Origin of the sequence: Streptomyces olivaceoviridis (assembly GCF_014650115.1) — a bacterium.
Lineage (GTDB): Bacteria > Actinomycetota > Actinomycetes > Streptomycetales > Streptomycetaceae > Streptomyces > Streptomyces olivaceoviridis.
In genome coordinates, this window is record NZ_BMUI01000022.1 from 35,145 (window position 1) to 58,599 (window position 23,455).

At 70.9% G+C, this 23,455-nt stretch carries 21 protein-coding genes; 16 read left to right on the plus strand and 5 right to left on the minus strand.

The window, feature by feature from the left end; translation table 11 throughout:
* Positions 1-29: 29 nt before the first annotated feature.
* The 7 genes from rsmD to mutM all read left to right on the plus strand — a co-directional run bounded on the left by rsmD (position 30) and on the right by mutM (position 5,115).
* Entirely contained in the window at positions 30-617 is a 588-nt protein-coding gene (gene rsmD, locus IE273_RS32130) for a 16S rRNA (guanine(966)-N(2))-methyltransferase RsmD (RefSeq protein WP_189818673.1), read from the plus strand.
* A gap of 26 nt (positions 618-643) precedes the next feature.
* Positions 644-1,123: a pantetheine-phosphate adenylyltransferase gene (coaD, locus tag IE273_RS32135; RefSeq protein ID WP_189818674.1), complete on the plus strand. Its 480-nt coding sequence runs from the start codon at positions 644-646 to the stop codon at positions 1,121-1,123.
* A 57-nt stretch (positions 1,124-1,180) separates the two neighbouring features.
* Positions 1,181-2,290, plus strand: coding sequence for a F0F1 ATP synthase subunit B (locus IE273_RS32140; RefSeq protein ID WP_189818675.1), 1,110 nt, complete (start codon positions 1,181-1,183; stop codon positions 2,288-2,290).
* A 130-nt stretch (positions 2,291-2,420) separates the two neighbouring features.
* Complete coding sequence (locus IE273_RS32145) at positions 2,421-3,065, plus strand: YceD family protein (protein ID WP_189818676.1); 645 nt, start codon at positions 2,421-2,423, stop codon at positions 3,063-3,065.
* Between the two features lie 2 nt (positions 3,066-3,067).
* The gene (gene rpmF, locus IE273_RS32150) at positions 3,068-3,241 is read left to right on the plus strand and encodes a 50S ribosomal protein L32 (RefSeq protein WP_003951102.1); all 174 of its coding nucleotides are present in this window, start codon (positions 3,068-3,070) and stop codon (positions 3,239-3,241) included.
* A gap of 8 nt (positions 3,242-3,249) precedes the next feature.
* Positions 3,250-4,086, plus strand: coding sequence for a ribonuclease III (gene rnc / locus IE273_RS32155; protein ID WP_373309423.1), 837 nt, complete (start codon positions 3,250-3,252; stop codon positions 4,084-4,086).
* A 168-nt stretch (positions 4,087-4,254) separates the two neighbouring features.
* The gene (gene mutM, locus IE273_RS32160) at positions 4,255-5,115 is read left to right on the plus strand and encodes a bifunctional DNA-formamidopyrimidine glycosylase/DNA-(apurinic or apyrimidinic site) lyase (protein WP_189818678.1); all 861 of its coding nucleotides are present in this window, start codon (positions 4,255-4,257) and stop codon (positions 5,113-5,115) included.
* On the opposite strand, the gene IE273_RS32165 is transcribed toward mutM, so the two are convergent.
* Positions 5,088-5,483, minus strand: coding sequence for a winged helix-turn-helix transcriptional regulator (locus tag IE273_RS32165; RefSeq protein WP_189818679.1), 396 nt, complete (start codon positions 5,481-5,483; stop codon positions 5,088-5,090). The genes mutM and IE273_RS32165 overlap by 28 nt on opposite strands.
* Before the next feature lie 138 nt (positions 5,484-5,621).
* Between IE273_RS32165 and IE273_RS32170 the strand changes: the two genes are divergently transcribed.
* Entirely contained in the window at positions 5,622-6,206 is a 585-nt protein-coding gene (locus IE273_RS32170; RefSeq protein WP_189818680.1) for a flavodoxin family protein, read from the plus strand.
* A 39-nt stretch (positions 6,207-6,245) separates the two neighbouring features.
* On the opposite strand, the gene IE273_RS32175 is transcribed toward IE273_RS32170, so the two are convergent.
* The gene (locus IE273_RS32175; RefSeq protein WP_189818681.1) at positions 6,246-7,850 is read right to left on the minus strand and encodes a CAP domain-containing protein; all 1,605 of its coding nucleotides are present in this window, start codon (positions 7,848-7,850) and stop codon (positions 6,246-6,248) included.
* Between the two features lie 165 nt (positions 7,851-8,015).
* On the opposite strand from IE273_RS32175, the gene IE273_RS32180 reads away from it, so the two are divergent.
* The 4 genes from IE273_RS32180 to IE273_RS32195 all read left to right on the plus strand — a co-directional run bounded on the left by IE273_RS32180 (position 8,016) and on the right by IE273_RS32195 (position 14,605).
* Positions 8,016-8,297, plus strand: coding sequence for an acylphosphatase (locus IE273_RS32180; RefSeq protein WP_189818682.1), 282 nt, complete (start codon positions 8,016-8,018; stop codon positions 8,295-8,297).
* A 381-nt stretch (positions 8,298-8,678) separates the two neighbouring features.
* A complete protein-coding gene (locus IE273_RS32185) occupies positions 8,679-8,882 on the plus strand; it encodes a hypothetical protein (RefSeq protein ID WP_014675251.1) in 204 nt (67 codons plus the stop codon).
* Positions 8,883-9,170: 288 nt separating this feature from the next.
* The gene (locus IE273_RS32190) at positions 9,171-12,989 is read left to right on the plus strand and encodes an SMC hinge domain-related protein (RefSeq protein ID WP_189818683.1); all 3,819 of its coding nucleotides are present in this window, start codon (positions 9,171-9,173) and stop codon (positions 12,987-12,989) included.
* A 197-nt stretch (positions 12,990-13,186) separates the two neighbouring features.
* Positions 13,187-14,605: a sugar porter family MFS transporter gene (locus tag IE273_RS32195; protein WP_189818684.1), complete on the plus strand. Its 1,419-nt coding sequence runs from the start codon at positions 13,187-13,189 to the stop codon at positions 14,603-14,605.
* Positions 14,606-14,741: 136 nt separating this feature from the next.
* Here the strand turns inward: IE273_RS32195 and IE273_RS32200 are convergent, their stop codons facing one another.
* Together IE273_RS32200 and IE273_RS32205 are read right to left on the minus strand one after the other, a co-directional pair.
* A complete protein-coding gene (locus IE273_RS32200; RefSeq protein ID WP_189818685.1) occupies positions 14,742-15,713 on the minus strand; it encodes an LLM class flavin-dependent oxidoreductase in 972 nt (323 codons plus the stop codon).
* A 147-nt stretch (positions 15,714-15,860) separates the two neighbouring features.
* Entirely contained in the window at positions 15,861-17,312 is a 1,452-nt protein-coding gene (locus IE273_RS32205) for a cytosine permease (protein ID WP_189818686.1), read from the minus strand.
* Between the two features lie 168 nt (positions 17,313-17,480).
* Here IE273_RS32205 and ftsY point away from each other — a divergent pair, with 168 nt between their 5' ends.
* A complete protein-coding gene (ftsY, locus tag IE273_RS32210) occupies positions 17,481-18,689 on the plus strand; it encodes a signal recognition particle-docking protein FtsY (protein ID WP_189818687.1) in 1,209 nt (402 codons plus the stop codon).
* A 97-nt stretch (positions 18,690-18,786) separates the two neighbouring features.
* On the opposite strand, the gene IE273_RS32215 is transcribed toward ftsY, so the two are convergent.
* Positions 18,787-19,449 carry a bifunctional DNA primase/polymerase gene (locus IE273_RS32215; protein ID WP_189818688.1) on the minus strand — a complete coding sequence of 221 codons (663 nt, stop codon included), beginning with the start codon at positions 19,447-19,449 and terminating at the stop codon, positions 18,787-18,789.
* A 458-nt stretch (positions 19,450-19,907) separates the two neighbouring features.
* Here IE273_RS32215 and nsdA point away from each other — a divergent pair, with 458 nt between their 5' ends.
* From nsdA to IE273_RS32230, 3 genes are all read left to right on the plus strand, one after another.
* Entirely contained in the window at positions 19,908-21,386 is a 1,479-nt protein-coding gene (gene nsdA, locus IE273_RS32220; RefSeq protein ID WP_189818689.1) for a transcriptional repressor NsdA, read from the plus strand.
* 341 nt (positions 21,387-21,727) lie between these two features.
* Complete coding sequence (locus IE273_RS32225; RefSeq protein WP_189818690.1) at positions 21,728-23,068, plus strand: ammonium transporter; 1,341 nt, start codon at positions 21,728-21,730, stop codon at positions 23,066-23,068.
* The gene (locus IE273_RS32230) at positions 23,065-23,403 is read left to right on the plus strand and encodes a P-II family nitrogen regulator (RefSeq protein ID WP_189818691.1); all 339 of its coding nucleotides are present in this window, start codon (positions 23,065-23,067) and stop codon (positions 23,401-23,403) included. The genes IE273_RS32225 and IE273_RS32230 overlap by 4 nt, the downstream gene beginning before the upstream one ends.
* The last annotated feature ends 52 nt before the right edge of the window (positions 23,404-23,455 follow it).

Here is a 23,455-nt window from a genome sequence, read left to right on the forward strand (position 1 = left end):
CCGTAACCACCCCCGAACAAGGACCGAAGATGACTCGCGTGATCGCCGGCCGGGCAGGCGGACGGCGCCTCTCAGTACCGCCCGGCACCGGAACCCGGCCGACCTCGGACCGCGCACGCGAGGGCCTCTTCTCCACCTGGCAGTCCCTCCTCGGCGGCCCCCTGGACGGCGAACGGGTCCTGGACCTCTACGCCGGCTCGGGCGCCGTGGGCCTGGAGGCCCTGTCCCGCGGCGCGGGCCACGTCCTGCTGGTCGAGGCGGACGCCCGGGCCGCGCGGATCGTGCGGGAGAACGTGAAAAACCTGGGCCTGCCGGGCGCCGAGGTCAGAACGGGCAAAGCGGAACAGGTCATCAGGCAAACCACCCCGGAAGAGCCGTACGACCTGGTCTTCCTCGACCCGCCGTACGCCGTCTCCGACGACGATCTTCAGGAGATCCTGCTCACACTCCGCTCGGAACGCTGGCTCGGCGAAGAAGCCCTCGTCACCGTGGAGCGCAGCACCAGAGGCGGCGAATTCCACTGGCCGGACGGCTTCGAGGCCGTTCGGTCCCGTCGCTACGGCGAGGGAACGTTTTGGTACGGTCGCGCCGCCTCTACGTGCGAAGACGCACGATGACCGGACCGGAGAGCGAGGGATCACAAGTGCGCCGCGCCGTCTGTCCCGGGTCTTTCGACCCGATCACCAACGGACACCTCGACATCATTGCCCGAGCCTCCCGTCTCTACGACGAGGTCTACGTGGCGGTGATGATCAACAAGTCCAAGAAGGGCCTGTTCGGGATCGAGGAGCGGATCGAGCTGATCCGCCAGGTCACTGCCGAGTACGCCAACGTCCGGGTGGAGGCGTTCCACGGCCTCCTCGTCGACTTCTGCAAGCAGCGCGAGATCCCCGCCATCGTCAAGGGCCTGCGTGCCGTCAGCGACTTCGACTACGAACTCCAGATGGCGCAGATGAACAACGGCCTCACCGGCGTGGAGACGCTGTTCGTGCCCACCAACCCCACCTACAGCTTCCTCTCCTCCTCCCTCGTCAAGGAGGTCGCGGCCTGGGGCGGCGACGTCTCCCACCTGGTGCCGGCCGAGGTCCTGGAGGCACTGAACAAGCGCCTCGCCAAGGGCTGATGGGGCTACAGTCGTCCCGTCCGTCTCCAACCCGGCTGTAGAGAGTGGCGAGCACAGGTGGACGTGCAGAAGAAGCTCGACGAGATCGTCTCCGCGGTCTCCGGCGCCCGGGGCATGCCCATGTCGGCGTCGTGCGTGATCAACCGAGCCGAGCTGCTCGCGCTGCTCGAAGAGGTGCGCCAGGCGCTGCCCGGCTCGCTGGCCCAGGCGCAGGAACTGATCGGCGACCGTGAGCAGATGGTCGAGCAGGCCCGGCTGGAGGCCGAGCGGATCATCGAGAACGCGCACGCCCAGCGCGGCTCGCTGATCTCCGACACCGAGATCGCCCGCCGTTCCCAGGCCGAGGCCGACCGGATCCTCGCCGAGGCCCGCAAGGAGGCCGAGGAGATCCGCGCCGAGGCCGACGACTACGTCGACTCCAAGCTCGCCAACTTCGAGGTCGTCCTCACCAAGACCCTCGGCTCGGTCGGCCGGGGCCGCGAGAAGCTCCTCGGCACCGGCCCGGGCCTGGACGAGAACGGCTACGCGGACGAGGACGCCCCCGAGCGCAGCCAGGACCCGGAGACCCTGCGCCACAACGCCGACGCCTACGTGGACGCCAAGCTCGGCGCCTTCGAGGCGGTCCTCGCCAAGACCCTGGAGGCCGTCGGCCGGGGCCGGCAGAAGCTGCACGGCCGCATCGCCACCGACGACCTCGGCGCCCTCGCCGACGACACCACGACCTTCCAGCACTCCAGCGACGCCGACTACCTCGCCGACCTCGCGGCCCTCGCGGACAGCGACCGCGCGGCACAACGGCAGCCCGAGCCGCCCCAGCCGTCGTACGAGCCGCAGCCGGCCTATGGCTACGAGCAGCAGCCGGACCCCTACGCGGGCTTCCCGCAGCAGCCGGAGTACGCCCCGCAGCCTGACTCGTACGGCTACCAGCAGGCTGATCCGTATTCCCCCGCCTCCGGCTACGCTCCGGCGGGAGGTGCCCCCTTCCAGGGCTACGACGCCCAGCAGGCCGGCTACGACCCCCAGCAGGCCCAGCAGTCGCACCAACCCCAGCAGCAGCCGCAGCACCAGGACCAGCAGGGTTACGCCCTGGACGAGACCAGCCTCTTCGACACGAGCATGATCAGCGCGGAGCAGCTCAGGGCGTACGAGCAGGGCCGGGGTCTGTAGCCGCGGGCGGATTGGGCGCTGAGCCAAAGGTCCAGTATCCTGGCTCTTCGGTCGCGCGTATGTCCGCGATCACCGCTGTCCGGAGCACCGACGGGCGGCGTCCCTTCGAGTTCGAAGATCGAAAGCAGGAATGGCTTCCAACGCCCGCCTCGACCACCGAAACCCCCTCGTGATCGACACGCACGAGCTGGGCCGGCGTCCTGGCGCGCTGCAACGCCTGACCCGCGAGGTCGACGCTCCCAGGGATCTCGGCATCCAGGGAGTCGTCGGAGTGCCGGAAGGCGCCCCGATGGAGCTCGAACTCCGCCTTGAGTCGGTCATGGAAGGGGTGCTTGTCACAGGCACCGCCCGTGCAACGGCCAAGGGGGAGTGCGTAAGGTGTCTGGAGCCGGTCGAGCTGGAGCTCGAAGCGGACTTCCAGGAGATGTTCACGTACCCTGACGCCGACGACCGGGGCCGTGTGATCGCGGAACCGGGCGACGACGCCGAGGACGACGAGGACAGGCTCTTTATCGAGGACGGTCTGATCGACCTCGAACCCGTGCTGCGCGATGCGGTGGTGCTCGCACTGCCGATGCAGCCGGTGTGCCAGGAAGGCTGCCCCGGTCTGTGCTCCGAGTGCGGGGCGCGGCTGGCGGACGACCCGGACCACCACCACGACGCCGTCGACATCCGTTGGGCGGCTTTGCAGGGATTCGCCGATTCACTCGAAGCCGGCGATAAGGACGAGATGAGCGGCGCCGAAGCGGGCGTCGACGAGAAGCAGGAGAAGTAGCCGTGGCTGTTCCGAAGCGGAAGATGTCGCGCAGCAACACGCGCCACCGCCGGTCGCAGTGGAAGGCTGCGGTCCCCACCCTGGTTGCGTGCGAGCGCTGCCACGAGCCCAAGCAGCAGCACATCGCGTGCCCGTCTTGCGGCACCTACAACAAGCGCCAGGTCCTCGAAGTCTGAGCGGGCTGGTGAGAGGCACTGTGTCCACGCCGAAGAAAACCTCTGCGGACAACCAGGCCTCGTCCCACACGCTTCTGGAAGGGCGGCTCGGCTACCAGGTCGAGTCCGCCCTTCTGGTGCGAGCGCTGACCCACCGTTCCTACGCGTACGAGAACGGCGGTCTGCCGACGAACGAGCGCCTGGAGTTCCTCGGGGACTCCGTGCTGGGCCTCGTCGTCACGGACACGCTGTACCGCACCCACCCCGACCTGCCCGAAGGCCAGCTGGCCAAGCTGCGGGCCGCGGTGGTCAACTCGCGTGCGTTGGCGGAGGTCGGGCGCGGCCTCGACCTGGGCGCCTTCATCCGGCTTGGCCGGGGTGAAGAGGGCACGGGCGGCCGGGACAAGGCATCCATCCTCGCCGACACCCTTGAAGCGGTGATCGGTGCGGTCTATCTCGACCAGGGCCTCGACGCGGCCTCCGAACTGGTGCACCGCCTGTTCGACCCGCTGATCGAGAAGTCCTCCAACCTCGGTGCCGGCCTGGACTGGAAGACGTCCCTCCAGGAGCTCACCGCGATCGAGGGGCTCGGCGTGCCCGAGTACCTGGTCACGGAGACCGGCCCCGACCACGAGAAGACCTTCACTGCTGCCGCCCGCGTCGGGGGCGTCTCGTACGGCACCGGCACCGGCCGCAGCAAGAAGGAGGCGGAACAGCAGGCAGCCGAGTCCGCCTGGCGGGCCATCCGGGCCGCCGCGGACGAGCGGGCCAAGGTGGCCAAGGAGCCCATCAAGGAGACGGCCGACGAGGCCGTCAGGGGCAGCCAGGCCGTCAAGGGCGGCGACGCGTCGTCCGCCACCGCCTGACCGGAACAGAACAGCACCACCCGAGCGCCCGCCCCGCCACCCGCGGGACGGGCGCTCGGCCATCCACGGGCGCCGCCGGCAGGCAGAGGGGATCCACCGGCCCGGTGGGACCCCCGGGCCCCGGGATACCCTGCCCTCAGCTCTTCCGCAGTCGCCCGAAGGAGTGTCGTGCCCGAGTTGCCCGAGGTCGAAGTCGTCCGCCGGGGCCTGGAGCGCTGGGTCGCCCACCGGACCGTCACCGAGACCGAGGTGCTGCACCCGCGAGCCGTACGCCGGCATGTCGCCGGGCCCGACGACTTCGCGCACCGGCTCAAGGGCCACCACATCGGCACGCCCCGGCGGCGCGGCAAGTACCTGTGGCTGCCGCTGGAGGAGACGAACCAGTCCGTCCTCGCCCACCTCGGCATGAGCGGCCAGCTACTGGTCCAGCCGCACGAGACGGCGGACGAGAAGCACCTGCGCATCCGTGTGCGGTTCGCCGACACCCTCGGCACGGAACTCCGCTTCGTCGACCAGCGCACCTTCGGCGGGCTGTCGTTGCACGACAACACCCCCGACGGCCTGCCCGACGTCATCGCGCACATCGCCCGCGACCCGCTGGACCCGCTGTTCGACGACGAGGCCTTCCACCAGGCACTGCGCCGCAAGCGGACCACCATCAAGCGGGCCCTGCTGGACCAGTCGCTGATCAGCGGCGTCGGCAACATCTACGCGGACGAGGCCCTGTGGCGCGCCCGCATCCACTACGAACGCCCCACGGCGAACTTCACCCGCCCGGTCACGGCGGAACTCCTCGGTCACATCCGGGACGTGATGAACGCGGCCCTCGCCGTCGGCGGCACCAGCTTCGACAGCCTGTACGTCAACGTCAACGGCGAATCCGGCTACTTCGACCGTTCCCTGGACGCCTACGGCCGGGAGGGCGAGCCCTGCCGCCGCTGCGGCACCCCCATGCGTCGGCGCCCCTGGATGAACCGGTCCAGCTACTTCTGCCCCCAGTGTCAGAGGGCGCCGCGCGTCTCGTCGTAACGCGCGCGGGACGCGAGGACGTCGTCCATCGAGCCCTCCACGCAGTGGATGAGCGCCAGCAGCCGCTCGGCGACCTGCCGTCCCAGGGGCGTCAGCTCGTAGTCCACGCGCGGCGGGTTCGTCGGCTGGGCCTCGCGGTGCACCAGGCCGTCGCGTTCCAGCGCGTGCAGCGTCTGGGACAGCATCTTCTCGCTCACCCCGTCCACGCGCCGGCGCAGTTCGTTGAAGCGCAGCGGACCCTCGTACAGCGCGCCGAGCGTCAGCCCGCCCCAGCGGCCCGTGACGTGCTCCAGCGTGGCCCGTGACGGGCACGCCTTGGCGAAGACGTTGTAGGCGAGGTCGTCGTGGTCCTGGGTGGTCACGGTCATACCCGCAAGAGTACGCCCGCACAGCGCTCTCCACCAGGTTGCACTAACTTCTAGTTAGTGCTTTCCTGTGGTTAGTGCTCGCGGGCTGCTCTCTTCTCCTGAGCCGCCGTTCACCGCTGTTCGTTTCGAGGAGTCCTCATGACCACCCCCGTCGTTTCCATCGCCTACCACTCCGGCTACGGCCACACCGCAGTCCTCGCCGAGGCCGTCCGCGCCGGCGCCCTCGACGCGGGTGCCGAGGTGCACCTGATCAAGGTGGACGGGATCACCGACGAGCAGTGGGAGACGCTGGACCGCTCCGACGTGATCGTCTTCGGCTCGCCCACCTACATGGGCACCGCCTCCGGCGCCTTCCACGTCTTCGCCGAGGCCACCTCCAAGCGCTGGTCCGGCCAGGGCTGGAAGGACAAGCTGGCCGCCGGCTTCACCAACTCCGCCTCCAAGAGCGGCGACAAGCTGCACACCCTTCAGTTCTTCCAGACGCTCGCCGCCCAGCACGGCATGCACTGGGTCAACCTCGGTCTGCTCCCCGGCTGGAACAGCAGCACCGCCTCGGAGCACGACCTGAACCGCCTCGGCTTCTTCGCCGGCGCCGCCGCCCAGAGCAACAACGACCAGGGCCCCGAGGGCGTCCACAAGGCCGACGTGGCCACCGCCGAGCACCTGGGGCGCCGGGTGACGGAGACGGCGAAGATCTTCACCCGCGGACGCGTCGCCGCGTAACGCCTGCTGCGGGGGCGGGGGCTCTGCCCGGGGCTCTGCTCAGTACCCGAAGTCCTGCGTCCACCAAGGTCCGCCCGGGCCGAAGTGCACGCCGACACCGAGGGACTTGAAGCCGCCGTTCAGGATGTTGGCACGGTCACCGGGGCTGTTCATCCAGGCAGCCATCACGGCCGCGGCGTCGGCCTGACCGCGGGCTGTGTTCTCGCCGCCGAGATCGGTGATGCCGGCCGCCGCAGCCCGGTCCCACGGCGTCCTGCCGTCCGGGTCGGTGTGGTCGAAGTAGCCGCGCGCCGCCATGTCGTCACTGAAGGCCCCGGCCAGCTGCGTCAGCGAGGAGTTCGCCGCCAGCGGGCTACGGCCGACCTTCGCCCGCTCGTCGTTGACGAGCTTCAGCACCTGCGCCTCGGCAGCGGCCTCCCGCGACACCGTCACCGGCGAGGACGTCGACGGCGGCGCCTTGGTGGCCGTGGGGGACGGGGTGGCTGTATGGGTGGGGGTGGCTGTACGGGTCGGGGTGGCCGTATGGGTCGGGATGGCTGTACGGGTCGGGATGGCTGTACGGGTCGGGGTGGCTGTACGGGTCGGGGTGGCCCTCGGCATGGGCGGCTTGGCCGGTGCCGCTGGTTTGGACGCAGTGGGCGGTTTGGATGGTGCCGCCGGCTTGGTCGGTGCAGTCGGTTTGGGTGGTGCCGCCGACTTGGCAGGTGCGGAGGGCGTGGTCCTCGGCGTGGTCCTCGGCGTCGTCCTGGCCGGCGTCGGCTTCTCGGCCGCCGTCTTGGAGGGGGTGGCCGCCTTCGAGCCGGACGCCGTCTTCGCGGGGGACGTCGGCTTCCAGGGGGACGCGGTCTTGGAGGGGGTGGCCCTCTTCGACGGGGACGCCGACTTCGACGGGGACACCGTCTTCGATGCGGTGGCCCTCTTCGAGGGGAGCGTCGGCTTCGAGGGGAGCGTCGGCTTAGGGGAGGAGGTCGGCTTCGAGGCAGGCGCGGAGGGGGAGTGCGTAGAGGAGGGCGAATGCGAGGCGGAGGTCGACGCCGACGCCGAGACGGACGCCGACGCGCTCGCGGAGCCGCCGCGCGCACTGTTCCCGCTGCCGGACACCTCCGCGCGGCCCGAGGCACCGCCCTGCTCGCCGGCCGTGTTGCTGGGGGCCGCCGCGGTCCGTAGCCGGTCCCCGCCGGTGGTGTGCGTACCACCGCCGAGCCGGTGGTGCTCCAGGCCCGGTACGACACCCGTGGCCACCGCGACCGTGCCGAGGGCGACGGCCACGGACACGCCGAGCAGGCCCACGCGCACCGGCCGCCCGAGCTTGTTCCGCCGCCGGTGCCCGCCGGCCGGGGTGGAACCGCCGTCGCCGGCGCCGGGCGTGCCCGGCGTCGAGTCGTCGCCCGTCGCGAACAGGTACGCCTGGGCCTTCGCCGCGGCCTCGGCGTAGCCCTCCGGGTTCAGGTAGGGCGCGATGCCCGTCGGCACCCGCCGTTCCCCCGCGGACGAGTGCTGGGGGTCGTCGCTCCCGGAGCCCGAGTGCTGCGTGTGGTCGTCCCCCGTGGCGCGGCCCGTGGCGGCGCGGCCGGCGGCGGAGCGTCGGTGGCGTCCCATGTCCTTGCCCTCTTCCTCGTGCCTGCGGTCGACCGGCGCCTGCACGGCGAGTGAGTCCCCGGCGAGCGACTTGTGGCGAGTGACTCCCCCTGGCCAACCAAACCCACTCGATCGAGTGGGTTTCATATGAGATGGATTGATTCCGGACCGTACCCCATGGTGCTCGGGGACGATGTGTCCCGGCCGACACCGGCCGGTTAGGTTGCACCCATGAGTGAGGAAGTGCGACTGATCGCCTGGGTGCGTGGACACGTACAGGGCGTGGGATTCCGCTGGTTCACGCGCGCCAAGGCGCTGGAGATCGGCGGTCTGAGTGGTTTTGCTCTCAATTTGACCGACGGCCGGGTCCAGGTGGTCGCGGAGGGGCCGCGGGAGGGGTGCGAGGGGCTGCTGGACTGGCTCCAGGGCAGCGACACGCCCGGGCATGTGGACGGTGTCACCGAGATCTGGGACACACCGCGCGGCGGCTACGACGGCTTCGCCATCCGCTGATCCGGAGGGCTCGGTCCCGCCCGCCGGAGCGTGGCAAGCTGCCGGGGGCACATGCGGAAGACGGAAACGCCCTGGTGGTTGCCAAGACAGGCGTGGCATGGCAGGCTCCGCTTTTACTGCTGGTCGCCACGCCCTGAGGGTCCGGAAGATGCGCAGCGCCGCCGCTTCACCGGCCGCGCGCCCCGGTTCGCCCGCCAATACGGGGCGTGATCGTGTTGACCGTCAAACTTTTTGGTGAGACGCTGAAAGCCCCGCGCACCTTAGCTGTTTGGCATGGAGCAACACCAGAGCAACACCCGGATGTGCCAAGCACCACGGGTGCGAAATCCCTCACGACCCACACCGCATCGGTCGGTCACTCAGTGTGGAGGACCATCCATCATGGCAAAGGCGCTTCTCGGTTACGTCGGCGGCTCCGACCCTCGACTCCTCGCCGAGATGCGACGGTTGCAGCAGCGCGTCCAGGACCTGGAGTCCGAGCTCGTACGGATCCAGGCGGAGAACGAAGCGCTGACGGCTGCCGCTTCTCAGGACAGGATCATGGAGAGCATCGACGCACACCAGGCGGAGCCTGCGCTCACCTGATCGTTGCATCGCTCCACGACAGCAGTCGCAACGATCGGGCTGCCCGTATCAACCGCTCAGTTGATCGGACGGCTGAGATCCAGCCGTCAGAGTTGCAAGGGACGCTTCGGCGTCCCTTCGTTCTTCCCCCCCGTCTTCCCCCGGGCCGTTTCTTCCCCCGCCGCTCGTTAGCCCGTGCATCCTTTCGCGCTCTTTAACATCTGGTGTGCCCTGCATGGTCACGAGTGAAACCGCGCGGTTGCGAGGGTTCATGGAGTGAGATAGCGGCGGCGGGTAGAGTCCAGCGGCGTGCACCTCAAGGCCCTGACCCTCCGCGGGTTCAAGTCGTTCGCCTCGGCGACCACACTCCGGCTCGAACCGGGCATCACGTGTGTCGTCGGACCGAACGGCTCGGGCAAGTCCAATGTCGTGGACGCGCTCAGCTGGGTCATGGGCGAACAGGGCGCCAAGTCGCTGCGCGGCGGCAAGATGGAGGACGTCATCTTCGCCGGCACCACCGGCCGTCCGCCGCTCGGCCGCGCCGAGGTGTCCCTGACGATCGACAACTCCGACGGCGCGCTGCCCATCGAGTACGCCGAGGTCACCATCACGCGGATCATGTTCCGCAACGGCGGCAGCGAGTACCAGATCAACGGCGACACCTGCCGTCTCCTCGACATCCAGGAACTGCTCTCCGACTCCGGCATCGGCCGCGAGATGCACGTCATCGTCGGCCAGGGCCAGCTCGACTCGGTCCTGCACGCCGACCCCATGGGCCGCCGCGCCTTCATCGAGGAGGCGGCCGGCGTCCTCAAGCACCGCAAGCGCAAGGAGAAGGCGCTCCGCAAGCTGGACGCGATGCAGGCCAACCTCGCGCGCGTGCAGGACCTGACGGACGAGCTGCGGCGCCAGCTCAAGCCCCTCGGCCGGCAGGCCGCCGTCGCCCGCCGGGCCGCCGTCATCCAGGCCGACCTCCGCGACGCCCGCCTGCGCCTCCTCGCCGACGACCTCGTCCGCCTGCGCGAAGCCCTCCGGGCCGAGATCGCCGACGAGGCGGCCCTGAAGGAGCGCAAGGAGACCGCCGAGCAGGAGCTGAAGAAGGCCCTGCACCGCGAGGCCCTGCTGGAGGACGAGGTACGCCGGCTCGCCCCGCGCCTCCAGCGCGCCCAGCAGACCTGGTACGAGCTGTCCCAGCTGGCCGAACGCGTGCGCGGCACGGTCTCGCTGGCCGACGCCCGGGTCAAGAGCGCCACCTCCGCGCCCCCCGACGAGCGGCGCGGCCGGGACCCGGAGGACCTGGAGCGCGAGGCCGCCCGCATCCGCGAGCAGGAGGCCGAACTGGAGGCCGCCCTGGAAGCGGCCCAGCGGGCACTGGACGACACCGTCGCCCACCGGGCCGAACTGGAGCGCGAGCTGGCCGTCGAGGAACGCCGGCTGAAGGACGTCGCCCGTGCCATCGCCGACCGCCGCGAGGGGCTGGCCCGCCTCTCCGGACAGGTCAACGCGGCCCGTTCGCGCGCCGCCTCCGCCCAGGCCGAGATCGACCGGCTGGCCACGGCCCGCGACGAGGCACAGGAACGCGCCGTCCGCGCCCAGGAGGAGTACGAGGCCCTCCAGGCCGAGGTCGACGGCCTCGACGCCGGCGACGCCGACCTGGCCGAGCAGCACGAGACGGCGAAACGGCGGCTGGCGGAGGCCGAGACCGCCCTGACCACGGCCCGCGAGGCCCTGACCGCCGCCGAGCGCAGCCGTGCCGCGACCCGGGCCCGCCACGACGCGCTGGCGCTGGGCCTGCGCCGGAAGGACGGCACCGGCATACTGCTCGGCGCCCGGGACCGCCTCACCGGAGTCCTCGGCCCTGCGGCAGAGCTGCTGACGATCACACCGGGCTACGAGATGCCGCTGGCCGCGGCCCTGGGCACAGCGGCGGACGCCGTCGCCGTGACGACCCCCGCGGCGGCGAGCGAGGCCATCAACCTCCTCCGCAAACAGGACGGCGGCCGAGCGACCCTCCTCCTCGCGGGAGCCCCCGAGAACGTGCCGGACGGGGCCACGGGGAACGGCGCCGGCAACCACGTCGAACCGGCACTCGACCAGGGCGGATCAGCGCCGCGAGGGGGCCCGGAGAACGCCGCGAGCAACCACGACGGTCCCGCGCCCGACCCCCGGCCCACCGCCCCCCTCGTCGCGCCCGACCCCCGGCCCGCCGCCGATCGCGTCGCGCCCGACCACCGACCCACCGCCCCCCTCGTCGCGCCCGACCACCGCCCCGCCGCCGACCTCGTCGCGCCCGACCACCGCCCCGCCGCTGACCTCGTCGCCCCCGACCACCGGCCCGCCGCCGACCTCGTCCGCGGTCCCGCCGAGCTGATGCCGGCCGTCCGCCGCCTCCTGGCCGGCATCGTCGTGGTCGACACCCTGGACGACGCCGAGGCCCTGGTCCGCGCCCATCCCGAGCTGACCGCCGTCACCGCCGAGGGCGACCTCCTCGGCGCCCACTTCGCGCACGGCGGCTCGGCGGGCGCGCCCAGCCTGCTGGAGGTGCGGGCCTCCGTCGACGAGGCCGCGGCCGAGCTGGCCGAGCTGGAGGTGCGCTGCCGGGAGCTGACCGAGGCCCAGCGGGCCGCGGCCGAGCAGCGCGGGCAGGCCGCGGCCCTGGTGGAGGAACTGGGGGAGCGGCGACGGGCGGCCGACCGGGAGAAGTCGGCCGTGGCCCAGCAGCTCGGCCGGCTCGCCGGACAGGCCCGGGGCGCCGCCGGGGAGGCCGAGCGGTCATCCGCGGCGGCTGCCCGCGCGCAGGAGGCGCTGGAGAAGGCCGTACAGGAGGCCGAGGAACTCGCCGAGCGGCTGGCGGTGGCCGAGGAGATGCCGGTGGAGGAGGAGCCGGACACCTCGGTGCGCGACCGGCTCGCCGCCGACGGGGCCAACGCGAGGCAGACCGAGATGGAGGCCCGCCTCCAGGTCCGTACGCACGAGGAGCGGGTCAAGGGGCTCGCCGGACGCGCCGACTCGCTCGACCGGGCGGCCCGCGCCGAACGCGAGGCACGCGCGCGTGCCGAGCGGCGCCGGGCCCGGCTGCGGCACGAGGCGGCGGTCGCGGAGGCCGTCGCCGGCGGCGCCCGACAACTGCTCGCGCACGTCGAGGTGTCCCTCGCCCGCGCGGAGCAGGAGCGTTCCGCCGCCGAGGCCGCGAAGGCCCGGGGTGAGCAGGAGCTGGCCGCCGCCCGTACGGCGGGACGTGAACTGAAGGCCGAACTCGACAAGTTGACGGATTCAGTTCACCGGGGCGAGGTACTCGGTGCGGAGAAGCGGCTGCGCATCGAGCAGCTGGAGACCAAGGCGCTGGAGGAGCTGGGTGTCGAGCCGGAGGGTCTGGTGGCGGAGTACGGGCCGCACCAGCTCGTGCCGCCCTCGCCCCCCGCCGATGGCGAGCAGCTGCCCGAGGACCCGGACCACCCGCGCAACCAGCCGCGCCGCTTCGCGCGGGCCGAGCAGGAGAAGCGGCTCAAGGCGGCCGAGCGGGCGTACCAGCAGCTGGGCAAGGTCAACCCGCTGGCGCTGGAGGAGTTCGCGGCGCTGGAGGAGCGGCACAAGTTCCTCAGCGAGCAGCTGGAGGACCTGAAGAAGACCCGCGCCGACCTGCTCCAGGTGGTGAAGGAGGTCGACGAGCGCGTCGAGCAGGTCTTCACCGAGGCATACCGGGACACCGCCCGGGAGTTCGAGGGGGTCTTCAGTCGCCTCTTCCCCGGTGGCGAGGGCCGGCTGATCCTGACGGACCCCGAGAACATGCTCACCACGGGCGTGGACGTCGAGGCGCGCCCGCCGGGCAAGAAGGTCAAGCGGCTCTCCCTGCTGTCGGGCGGCGAGCGCTCGCTGACGGCCGTCGCGCTGCTGGTGTCGATCTTCAAGGCCCGGCCGAGCCCCTTCTACGTCATGGACGAGGTCGAGGCCGCGCTGGACGACACCAACCTCCAGCGGCTGATCCGGATCATGCAGGAGTTGCAGGAGACCTCGCAGCTGATCGTGATCACGCACCAGAAGCGCACGATGGAGGTCGCCGACGCGCTCTACGGGGTATCCATGCAGGGCGATGGCGTCTCGAAGGTCATCTCCCAGCGCCTTCGGTAGGACTTCCTCAAGATCAACTGACTCTGTGTTCAAGAAATGAACACGCAGATCATGGGCATATCTGAAAACTCACAGCTGTTGAAGTATTGACTTCGAAACTTGAAGGCATAGTCTCTGCAACGTTGCTTTTACCTTCAGGTCCTACCTGTAAGGGCCCCATACCCGCGGCAGCGCTGCCGTGGCCCGAGGAGTTACACGTGACCAGCACAGCGCAGGCACCTCAGCCAGGAGCCAGGACGGCTCACCCCGAACATCTCGGGCACGTCATCTTCATCGCGGCGGCAGCCGCCATGGGCGGCTTCCTCTTCGGCTACGACAGCTCCGTCATCAACGGCGCCGTCGAGGCCATCCGCGGCCGTTACGACATCGGGTCCGCCGCCCTCGCCCAGGTCATCGCGATCGCCCTGATCGGCTGTGCCATCGGCGCCGCCACCGCCGGCCGCATCGCCGACCGGATCGGCCGCATCCGCTGTATGCAGATCGCCGCGGTCCTCTTCACCATCAGCGCCGTCGGCTCCGCGCTGCCCTTCGCGCTGTGGGACCTCGCCCTCTGGCGCATCGTCGGCGGCTTCGCCATCGGCATGGCGTCCGTCATCGGCCCGGCCTACATCGCCGAGGTCGCCCCGCCCGCCTACCGCGGCCGGCTCGGCTCCTTCCAGCAGGCCGCGATCGTCGTCGGCATCGCCATCTCGCAGCTGGTCAACTGGGGCCTGCTCAACGCCGCCGGCGGCGACCAGCGCGGCAAGCTGATGGGCCTGGAGGCCTGGCAGGTCATGCTCGGTGTGATGGTCGTCCCGGCCGTCCTCTACGGCCTGCTCTCCTTCGCGATTCCCGAGTCCCCGCGCTTCCTGCTCTCCGTCGGCAAGCACGAGCGCGCCCGTGAGATCCTCGCCGAGGTCGAGGGCCAGGACATCGACCTGGACGCCCGCGTCGCCGAGATCGAGCTGGCGATGAAGAGCGAGCACAAGTCCACCTTCAAGGACCTGCTCGGCGGCTCCTTCTTCTTCAAGCCGATCGTCTGGGTCGGTATCGGCCTGTCGGTCTTCCAGCAGTTCGTCGGCATCAACGTCGCCTTCTACTACTCCTCGACGCTGTGGCAGTCGGTCGGTGTCGACCCGACGGAGTCGTTCTTCTACTCCTTCACGACCTCGATCATCAACATCATGGGCACCGTGATCGCGATGATCTTCGTGGACCGCGTCGGCCGCAAGCCGCTCGCCCTCATCGGCTCGATCGGCATGGTCGTCGGCCTGGCCCTGGAGGCCTGGGCGTTCAGCTACCACCTGGTCGACGGCAAGCTGCCGAGCACCCAGGGCTGGGTCGCCCTGATCGCCGCCCACGTGTTCGTCCTCTTCTTCGCCCTCTCCTGGGGCGTGGTCGTCTGGGTCTTCCTCGGCGAGATGTTCCCGAACAAGATCCGTGCCGCCGCCCTGGGCGTGGCCGCCGCCGCGCAGTGGATCGCCAACTGGGCCATCACCGCGAGCTTCCCGTCGCTGGCCGACTGGAACCTCTCCGGCACCTACGTGATCTACACCGTCTTCGCCGCGCTCTCCATCCCGTTCGTCCTGAAGTTCGTCAAGGAGACGAAGGGCAAGTCCCTGGAGGAGATGGGCTGAGCCTCGTAGCGAGGCCCCCCGAACTCGGGGAGAAGGGCCAAGTCCCCGCTGCCCCTCTCCTCGAACCGTCCGCCGCCCCCGGCCCGGCCACTGCCCGGACCGGGGGTGGCGGTGTCGTACGGCCGCACCGCCCGGCTCAGCCCTCCAGCGCCGGAATGACCCGCCGCGCGAACAGCCGGAGGCTGCGCCAGCCCTCCTCCACCGGCATGCCGCCCGCCAGCGGATGCAGCACCAGGCTGTCCAGGCCCTGCGCCACGCACTGCTCCGGTGTGAGGATCCGGTACACGCCCTCCGCGCGCAGCTCCGCCACGGTCGTGGCCGCCGACCGCACCGCCGAGCGGATCCCACCCGACTGCCAGGAGGCGTACGTCCGCGCCTCGTGCAGGAGGTGCCCGCCGTACTCGGCCCACGCCCGGTCCGGGTCCTCGGCCAGGTGGAGCAGCGGGGTCTCGGCCGCCGGCATCATGGTCCAGCCCTCGGTGCCGTACTCGGTCAGCTTCCCCTTGTAGTACGTCTCCAGCTCCGGCAGGTGCGCGCTCGGGAAGAACGGCAGGCCGAGCCGGGCGGCCCGGCGGGCGGCGGCCCTGGAGGAACCGCCGACCAGCAGCAGCGGGTGCGGATCGGTGTAAGGGCGCGGGGTGAGCCGTACCCGCCGGCCCCGGTAGGTGAACTCCTCGCCGGTCCACGCCGCCAGCAGCGTCTGAAGCAGTTCGTCCTGGAGCCGGCCGCGCCGGTGCCAGTCCACGCCGAACAGGGCGTACTCCTCCGGCCGGTACCCGATCCCGGCCACGGTCACCAGCCGGCCGCCGCTGAGCAGGTCCAGCACGGCGATCTCCTCCGCCAGCCGCAGCGGGTCGTGCAGCGGGCCGATCGCCGCCGACACCGTCACCGCGATCCGGCGGGTCGCTCCGAACACCGCGCCCGCGAAGGCGAACGGCGACGGCAGCCAGTTGTCGTCGGCACCGTGGTGCTCCTCGGTCTGCACCGTGCTGATCCCGTGCTCGTCCGCGTACGCGGCCATCTCCAGGGCGGCCCGGTAGCGGGCGGAGAGGGCGGCGGGAGGGGCGCCGGGCGCGACGAGATTGAAACGTACGACCGTGACGGGCATGGGAAGGTCCCCCTCCGGTGCGCTGCGGTGGAGGGGGACCCTAGCTGACGATACGTCAGATATCCAGGACCGGGCGGGCAGGCTCGCGGGATGACCGGGGGCGAGGGCCCCTGCGGGCGCGGGAGCGACCCGTCCGGCCGAGGCGCGTCACACGCCGGCGGTCGTGCGCTCCCCGGCCGGCTCGGTCGTCCCGGCCGGGTGCGCCGGGGCCGGCTTCGGCAGCACCAGGTACAGGCCGCCGGAGATCACGATCGTCGCGACCCAGCCGAGGCCGTACTCGCCGATCACGTTGTTCGTCGCGAGCGGGCCGGTGAACCAGTCCGAGGTGGTGAACATCAGGCCCGACACCAGGCCGACCGCCCAGGCGGCCACGGCCGCGGGGGAGAAGCCGCCCTTGTACCAGTAGGCGCTGGCGCGGGTGGTGTCGGCCATGGCCCGGCCGTCGTACTCCGTGCGGCGGAACATGTCCGCGCCGAACACGCCGACCCAGGCCGAGAAGGCGACCGCCAGCAGCGACAGGAAGGCGATGAACGAGCCCATGAAGCTCGTCGCCACCAGCATCAGCACCCCGCCGAAGACCAGCGAGATCACGGCGTTGACCGAGACCGCCCAGTGCCGCGGCACCGTGAAGCCCAGGGTCTGCGCGGTGAAGCCCGCCGAGTACATCGACATCGAGTTGATCAGCAGCATGCCGATCAGCGCGATGAACAGGTACGGCACGGCGATCCAGGTCGGCAGGATCTCGCCGAGGAAGGACACCGGGTCGCTCGCCGAGGCCAGGTCCGGCGTGGCGACGGCCATCACCGCGCCCATCAGGACCATGGGCAGCACGACGACACCGGCGCCGCCCACCGCCGTACCCACGATCGCCTTGGACGAGGCCGTGCGCGGCAGGTAGCGGGTGAAGTCCGGGGCGGTCGGGATCCAGCTCACCCCGCCCGCCGCGATCATGCCGATGCCGGTGATCACCGCGGCCGTGGAACCGGCGCTGTGGTCCATCACCTGCGACCAGTCGGTGTTCGCCACCAGATAGGCCAGGACCAGCACCGAGAAGACACCGAAGAGGTAGGTCGCGTACTTGTTGCACCTCTGCACGGCGTTGATGCCGAGCCCGGAGATCGCGAAGGTCGCGACGACGAACACCAGCAGCGTCACCATGTCCAGCACGCTGTTCGCCCTGATGCCGAACAGGATGTCCAGGATGGTGAGCATCGCGTAGGCGCCGGTCACCGCGTTGATCGTCTCCCAGCCCCAGCGCGCGACCCAGATCAGCGAACCGGGCAGCAGGTTGCCGCGCTGTCCGAACACCGCCCGCGACAGCGCCATGCCGGGCGCGCCGCCCCGCTTGCCCGCGATGCCGATCAGGCCGACGAGGCCGTACGACACGACCGGCGCCGCCACCGCGACGACCAGCGCCTGCCAGATGTTCAGGTGGTACGCCACGACCAGGCTCGCGCCCATCGTCAGCAGCAGCACGCTGATGTTCGCACCGACCCAGGTGGGGAACAGTTCCCGGGTCTTCGCCGTGCGCTCGTGGTCGGGGACCTGTTCGATACCGCGCGTTTCGAGAGCGCCTTCGGTCTCGACGGTTTTCGTCATGAAAGAGGTGCCAGACGTGGGGGGACAGGGACGAGGGGACTCTACGCGCGTCAATAGCGCGCCCACCATCGTACTTTGCTCCTACTCCTGGCAATACGTGGCGTTTGTCTCTCGGAGGAAGCCACAAACGGGGTCCGCGCAGACCCCATGGCCGATACTGGACGGGTTATGGAAACCATCATCCTTGCTGTAGTCATCGCCGTGGTCGTGCTCGGCGCGCTCGGCGGGCTGATCGTGGGCAGCCGGCGCCGGAAGCCGCTGCCCCCGCCGCCCCCCGAAGCGCCCGACATCACCGCGCCCCCGGCCGAGCCGCACGTCGGCGACGAGGCGGAGACGCCGCGCGACGAACCGCGCCGGACGATCGAGGAGGTGGATCTTCCCGGCGGCCCCGCACCGGTCGCCGTCGAGGAGCCTCCCGTGGTCGAGGCTCCCGAGATCGAGATCGAGATCCCGGAGCCCACGGCAGGCCGGCTGGTCCGCCTGCGCACCCGCCTGTCCCGCTCGCAGAACGCCCTCGGAAAGGGCCTGCTCACGCTGCTCTCGCGCGAGCACCTGGACGAGGACACCTGGGAGGAGATCGAGGACACGCTGCTGACCGCCGACGTCGGCGTGCAGCCCACCCAGGAACTGGTCGAGCGCCTGCGCGAACGCGTCCGGGTCCTCGGCACCCGCACCCCCGAGGAGCTGCGCGGCCTGCTCCGCGAGGAGCTGGTCAAGCTGATCGGCACCGACGTCGACCGCACGGTCAGGACCGAGCCCGAGGACCGCAAGCCGGGCATCGTGATGGTCGTCGGCGTCAACGGCACCGGCAAGACCACCACCACGGGCAAGCTCGCCCGCGTGCTCGTCGCCGACGGCCGCAGCGTCGTGCTCGGCGCCGCCGACACCTTCCGCGCCGCCGCCGCCGACCAGCTCCAGACCTGGGGCGAGCGCGTCGGCGCCTACACCGTGCGCGGCCCCGAGGCCGGCGACCCCGCCTCCGTCGCCTTCGACGCGGTCAAGGAGGGCAAGGAGATGGGGGTCGACGTCGTCCTCATCGACACCGCCGGCCGCCTGCACACCAAGACCGGCCTCATGGACGAGCTGGGCAAGGTCAAGCGCGTCGTCGAGAAGCACGCGCCGCTGGACGAGGTGCTGCTCGTCCTGGACGCCACCACCGGCCAGAACGGCCTGGTCCAGGCCCGCGTGTTCGCCGAGGTCGTGGACATCACCGGCATCGTGCTGACGAAGCTGGACGGTACGGCCAAGGGCGGCATCGTCATCGCGGTCCAGCGCGAGCTGGGCGTGCCGGTCAAGCTGGTCGGGCTCGGCGAGGGCGCGGACGACCTCGCGCCGTTCGAGCCGGAGGCGTTCGTGGATGCGCTTATCGGAGAGTGAACCACCCGCGCACGCCGGCAGGTGGTCACGTGGTCACCAAGAAGCTCCCGCCCCGAGGTGCAGTCGGGGACGGGAGCTTCGTCTTGGCCGGGCCGTCCTACGCCCTGGCCCGCGACCGGTGGGCCACGTACGCCAGCGTGCCGAGCAGCAGCCGGGCCGCCGGGGGGCGCGTCGCCGAGTCCAGCGCGGGCGGGCGCAGCCAGCGCACCGGGCCCAGGCCGCCCCGGTCGGAGGGCGGCGCGGTGATGTGCGTGCCGGGGCCGAGGCCGCGCAGGTCCAGCGCGCCCGGGTCGTCCCAGCCCATGCGGTAGAGCAGCCGGGGGAGGTCGGCGGCGGCGCCGGGCGCGACGAAGAAGTGGGCGCGGCCGTCGGGGGTCGCGGTCACCGGGCCGAGCGGGAGGCCCATCCGCTCCAGGCGGACCAGGGCGCGGCGGCCAGCCGGCTCCGAGACCTCGATGACGTCGAAGGCCCGGCCCACCGGCAGCATCACCGAGGCGCCCGGTAACTCCGACCAGGCCTTGCCCACCTCGTCCAGCGTGGCCCCGGCCGGCACGGGCGGGGCGAAGTCCAGTGGATGCGCGCCCGGCGCCGGGCAGTCGGACCGCCCGCACGAGCAGGCGCCCCCGGCGGCCCGCGCCCCCGGCACCACGTCCCAGCCCCACAGTCCGGTGAACTCGGCGACGGCGGTGCACTCCGCCGACCGGCCGCGCCGGCGCGTGCCCGAACGGATCTCGCGGATGCCGCCGATCGTGAAGCCCATGCCCCCTCCAACGGGTCCAGCGCGCCGGTGGTCACGCCACGGAACGAGACGGAAACGGAACGTAACGCTACGGCTCCGCCTCCCCCCGGCGACGCGGCGCTAAGGCAGCGCCTTGAGGTGCGGAGGGTGGCGTATCGGAGGGCCGCGCGCCCCTGAGTGCATCACTCCGCCGACTTCCGGCCGTCCTGTGTCAAGTGAATCGCGCGCGGGCCACCGTGAGTTCATTCGAAGGGGTGGCGAATGGTGGCGTTTCAGGGATCCCTGTGGTTGGACGGGTGATCGTAGGATTACTGTGAGTGTGCGAGTCCCCGGGGCACATGCACTCGCGGGTATGCCGGAGGCAAGTCGTCAAACCGTTCGAAGGGTGAGAACCGGCGGACGGGAGGCCCTATTTACCGGCATTCTGATAGGGCTTGGCGCATCGGGCGGCAAGTGGTCTCAGGGATGGGGGCGTTCCAGTGGGCGGCAGTGGCGGAAGCGGGACACACGCTGACAAGCGCCCCAATGAGCTGCTCGGTTCGTGGTTCGTGCGCAGCGGCTGGTCCAAGGGCGAGCTGGCCCGCCAAGTGAACCGCAGGGCACGCCAGTTGGGTGCCAACCACATCTCCACCGACACCTCGCGGGTACGCCGCTGGCTGGACGGCGAGAACCCGCGCGAACCGATCCCGCGCATCCTCTCGGAGCTGTTCTCCGAGCGCTTCGGCTGTGTCGTCTCCATCGAGGACCTCGGCCTGCGCGCCGCCCGCCAGTCGCCCGCCGCCTCCGGAGTCGACCTGCCCTGGACGGGACCGCAGACCGTCGCCCTGCTCGGCGAGTTCTCCCGCAGCGACCTGATGCTCGCCCGGCGCGGCTTCCTCGGGACCTCGCTCGCGCTGTCCGCCGGCCCCTCCCTCATCGAGCCCATGCAGCGCTGGCTCGTGCCCACCCCGGCCGCCCCGGCCCCGGCCGAGCCCCAGCCCGCCCACGACGCGCGCAGGCCGGGCCCGCTGTCCCGGCCGGAGCTGGAGCTGCTGGAGTCCACCACGCGCATGTTCCGCCAGTGGGACGCCCAGTGCGGCGGCGGCCTGCGCCGCAAGGCGGTCGTCGGCCAGCTGCACGAGGTCACCGACCTGCTCCAGGAGCCCCAGCCCGAGGCCGTCACCCGCAAGCTGTTCCAGGTCGCCGCCGAGCTGGCCGAGCTGGCCGGCTGGATGTCGTACGACGTCGGCCTCCAGCCCACCGCCCAGAAGTACTTCGTGCTCGCCCTGCACGCGGCCAAGGAAGCCGGGGACAAGCCGCTCGGCTCGTACATCCTCTCCAGCATGAGCCGCCAGATGATCCATCTCGGCCGGCCCGAGGACGCCCTGGAGCTGATCCACCTCGCCCAGTACGGCAGCCGCGACTGCGCGAGCCCGCGCACCCAGTCCATGCTGTATGCGATGGAGGCCCGCGCCTACGCCAACATGGGCCAGCCCGGCAGGACCAAGCGCGCCGTCCGCATGGCCGAGGACACCTTCGCCGAGGTCGACGAGTGGGACGAGCCCGATCCCGACTGGATCCGTTTCTTCTCCGAGGCCGAGCTGTACGGCGAGAACTCCCACTCCTTCCGCGACCTCGCCTACGTGGCCGGGCGCAGCCCCACCTACGCCTCCCTCGCCGAGCCGCTCATGCGGCGCGCCGTGGAGCTGTTCGCCGACGACTCCGAGCACCAGCGGTCGTACGCGCTCAACCTCATCGGCATGGCCACCGTGCACCTGCTCCAGCGCGAGCCCGAGGAGAGCACGGCCTATGCCACGCGCGCCATGGAGATCGCCAAGAAGGTCCGCTCCGAGCGTGTGAACACTCGTATCCGAAAGACGGTCGACACGGCCGCCCGCGACCACGGCGACCTCGCCGCCGTGGTCGACCTCAGTGACCAGCTCGCCGTCGACCTGCCGGAGGCCGCCGAAGCCGTCTGACCGCCACAGCACCCCGGACCCCGGCCGCGGCCGGTCCTCCCGAACTGCCCGACTCGGCTCCCCCATGCCAGGTCATCGGAAGGCCCGCCGCGGCCGGCTCGTGTCTCCGCGCGGGTCCCGCCGAGAAGGTTGCGCCACGATAACGATCGCGCGGCCCGGTATCCCGCGCTTCACCGACGCGTAACACACAGGGCGCCTTCGTCACCCCTGCGAAACAACGAGGGGCTTCCACCGAAACCGCGCTGCGCCAGTCTCGTGGCGCATAACCGGCCCACCCCTCACCGACCGGACCGCTCAGGCACCGCCCGCACGGGGCCGTACCAACCGACGAGGAGACGCCGATGGCACCAGCCATCATGCTTGCGGCGGACGCACCCAAACTGTCGTCCGCGAACACAGGCTTCATGCTCATCTGTTCCGCCCTGGTGATGCTGATGACCCCGGGACTGGCCTTCTTCTACGGAGGCATGGTCCGCGTCAAGAGCACCCTGAACATGCTGATGATGAGCTTCATCAGCCTCGGGATCGTCACCATCCTGTGGGTCCTCTACGGCTTCTCCCTCGCCTTCGGCACGGGCAACAGCCTGCTCGGCTGGAACGCCGACTGGATCGGCCTCAGCAACATCGGCCTGACGCAGCTCTGGGACGGCTACACCATCCCGGTCTTCGTGTTCATGGTCTTCCAGCTGATGTTCGCGATCATCACCCCGGCCCTGATCAGCGGCGCCCTCGCCGACCGGGTCAAGTTCTCCGCCTGGGCGCTCTTCGTCGCCCTGTGGGTCACGATCGTCTACGTCCCGGTCGCCCACTGGGTCTGGGGCGCCGACGGCTGGGCCTACAAGCTCGGCGTGATCGACTTCGCGGGCGGTACGGCGGTCCACATCAACGCCGGTGCCGCCGCGCTCGGTGTCATCCTCGTCATCGGCAAGCGCGTCGGCTTCAAGCGCGACCCCATGCGCCCGCACAGCCTCCCGCTGGTCATGCTCGGCGCCGGTCTGCTGTGGTTCGGCTGGTTCGGCTTCAACGCCGGCTCCTGGCTCGGCAACGACGACGGCGTCGGCGCGCTGATGTTCGTCAACACGCAGGTCGCGACGGCCGCCGCCATGCTGGCCTGGCTCGCCTACGAGAAGATCCGGCACGGCGCGTGCACCACGCTCGGCGCCGCCTCCGGCGCGGTCGCCGGTCTGGTCGCCATCACTCCGTCCGGCGGTGCCGTCTCCCCGCTCGGCGCGATCGCCGTCGGCGCCATCGCCGGTGTCGCCTGCGCCGCGGCCGTCGGGCTGAAGTTCAAGTTCGGCTACGACGACTCCCTCGACGTCGTCGGCGTCCACATGGTCGGCGGCATCATCGGCTCCCTGCTCATCGGCTTCTTCGCCACCGGCAAGGGCCAGTCCACCGCCACCGGCGTCTTCTACGGCGACCACACCTTCACCCAGCTGTGGAAGCAGTGCGCCGGTGTCTTCGCGGTCCTCGCCTACTCCCTGATCGTCTCCGCCGTCCTCGCCTTCCTCCTCGACAAGACCCTGGGCATGCGGGTCACCGAGGACGAGGAGATCTCCGGCATCGACCAGGCCGAGCACGCCGAGACCGCATACGACTTCAGCGGCGCCGGCGGCGGCGTCACCGGCTCCCTCGCCGCCACGGCCCTGGCCGCCGCACAGAACAGGAAGGTGGACGCATGAAGCTCATCACCGCCGTCGTGAAGCCCCACCGGCTCGACGAGATCAAGGAAGCCCTCCAGGCCTTCGGCGTCCACGGGCTCACCGTCACCGAGGCCAGCGGCTACGGCCGGCAGCGCGGCCACACCGAGGTCTACCGCGGCGCCGAGTACACCGTCGACCTCGTGCCCAAGATCCGCATCGAGGTGCTGGCCGAGGACGGCGACGCCGAGCAGCTCGTCGAGGTCATCGTCAAGGCGGCCCGCACCGGCAAGATCGGGGACGGCAAGGTCTGGTCCCTGCCCGTGGAGACCGCCGTACGGGTGCGCACGGGCGAGCGCGGGCCGGACGCGCTCTGACACAGCACAATGCGGGTCAGGGGAACCTCGGGGGAAACGGACAGGAGTCGCT

Coding starts and splice junctions, on each gene's coding strand:
- rsmD (WP_189818673.1), top strand. CDS start 30: ATGACTCGCGTGATCGCCGGCCGGGCAGGCGGACGGCGCCTCTCAGTA.
- IE273_RS32145 (WP_189818676.1), top strand. CDS start 2,421: ATGGCTTCCAACGCCCGCCTCGACCACCGAAACCCCCTCGTGATCGAC.
- IE273_RS32165 (WP_189818679.1), bottom strand. CDS start 5,483: ATGACCGTGACCACCCAGGACCACGACGACCTCGCCTACAACGTCTTC.
- IE273_RS32170 (WP_189818680.1), top strand. CDS start 5,622: ATGACCACCCCCGTCGTTTCCATCGCCTACCACTCCGGCTACGGCCAC.
- IE273_RS32180 (WP_189818682.1), top strand. CDS start 8,016: ATGAGTGAGGAAGTGCGACTGATCGCCTGGGTGCGTGGACACGTACAG.
- IE273_RS32185 (WP_014675251.1), top strand. CDS start 8,679: ATGGCAAAGGCGCTTCTCGGTTACGTCGGCGGCTCCGACCCTCGACTC.
- IE273_RS32200 (WP_189818685.1), bottom strand. CDS start 15,713: ATGCCCGTCACGGTCGTACGTTTCAATCTCGTCGCGCCCGGCGCCCCT.
- IE273_RS32205 (WP_189818686.1), bottom strand. CDS start 17,312: ATGACGAAAACCGTCGAGACCGAAGGCGCTCTCGAAACGCGCGGTATC.
- ftsY (WP_189818687.1), top strand. CDS start 17,481: ATGGAAACCATCATCCTTGCTGTAGTCATCGCCGTGGTCGTGCTCGGC.
- IE273_RS32215 (WP_189818688.1), bottom strand. CDS start 19,449: ATGGGCTTCACGATCGGCGGCATCCGCGAGATCCGTTCGGGCACGCGC.
- IE273_RS32225 (WP_189818690.1), top strand. CDS start 21,728: ATGGCACCAGCCATCATGCTTGCGGCGGACGCACCCAAACTGTCGTCC.
- IE273_RS32230 (WP_189818691.1), top strand. CDS start 23,065: ATGAAGCTCATCACCGCCGTCGTGAAGCCCCACCGGCTCGACGAGATC.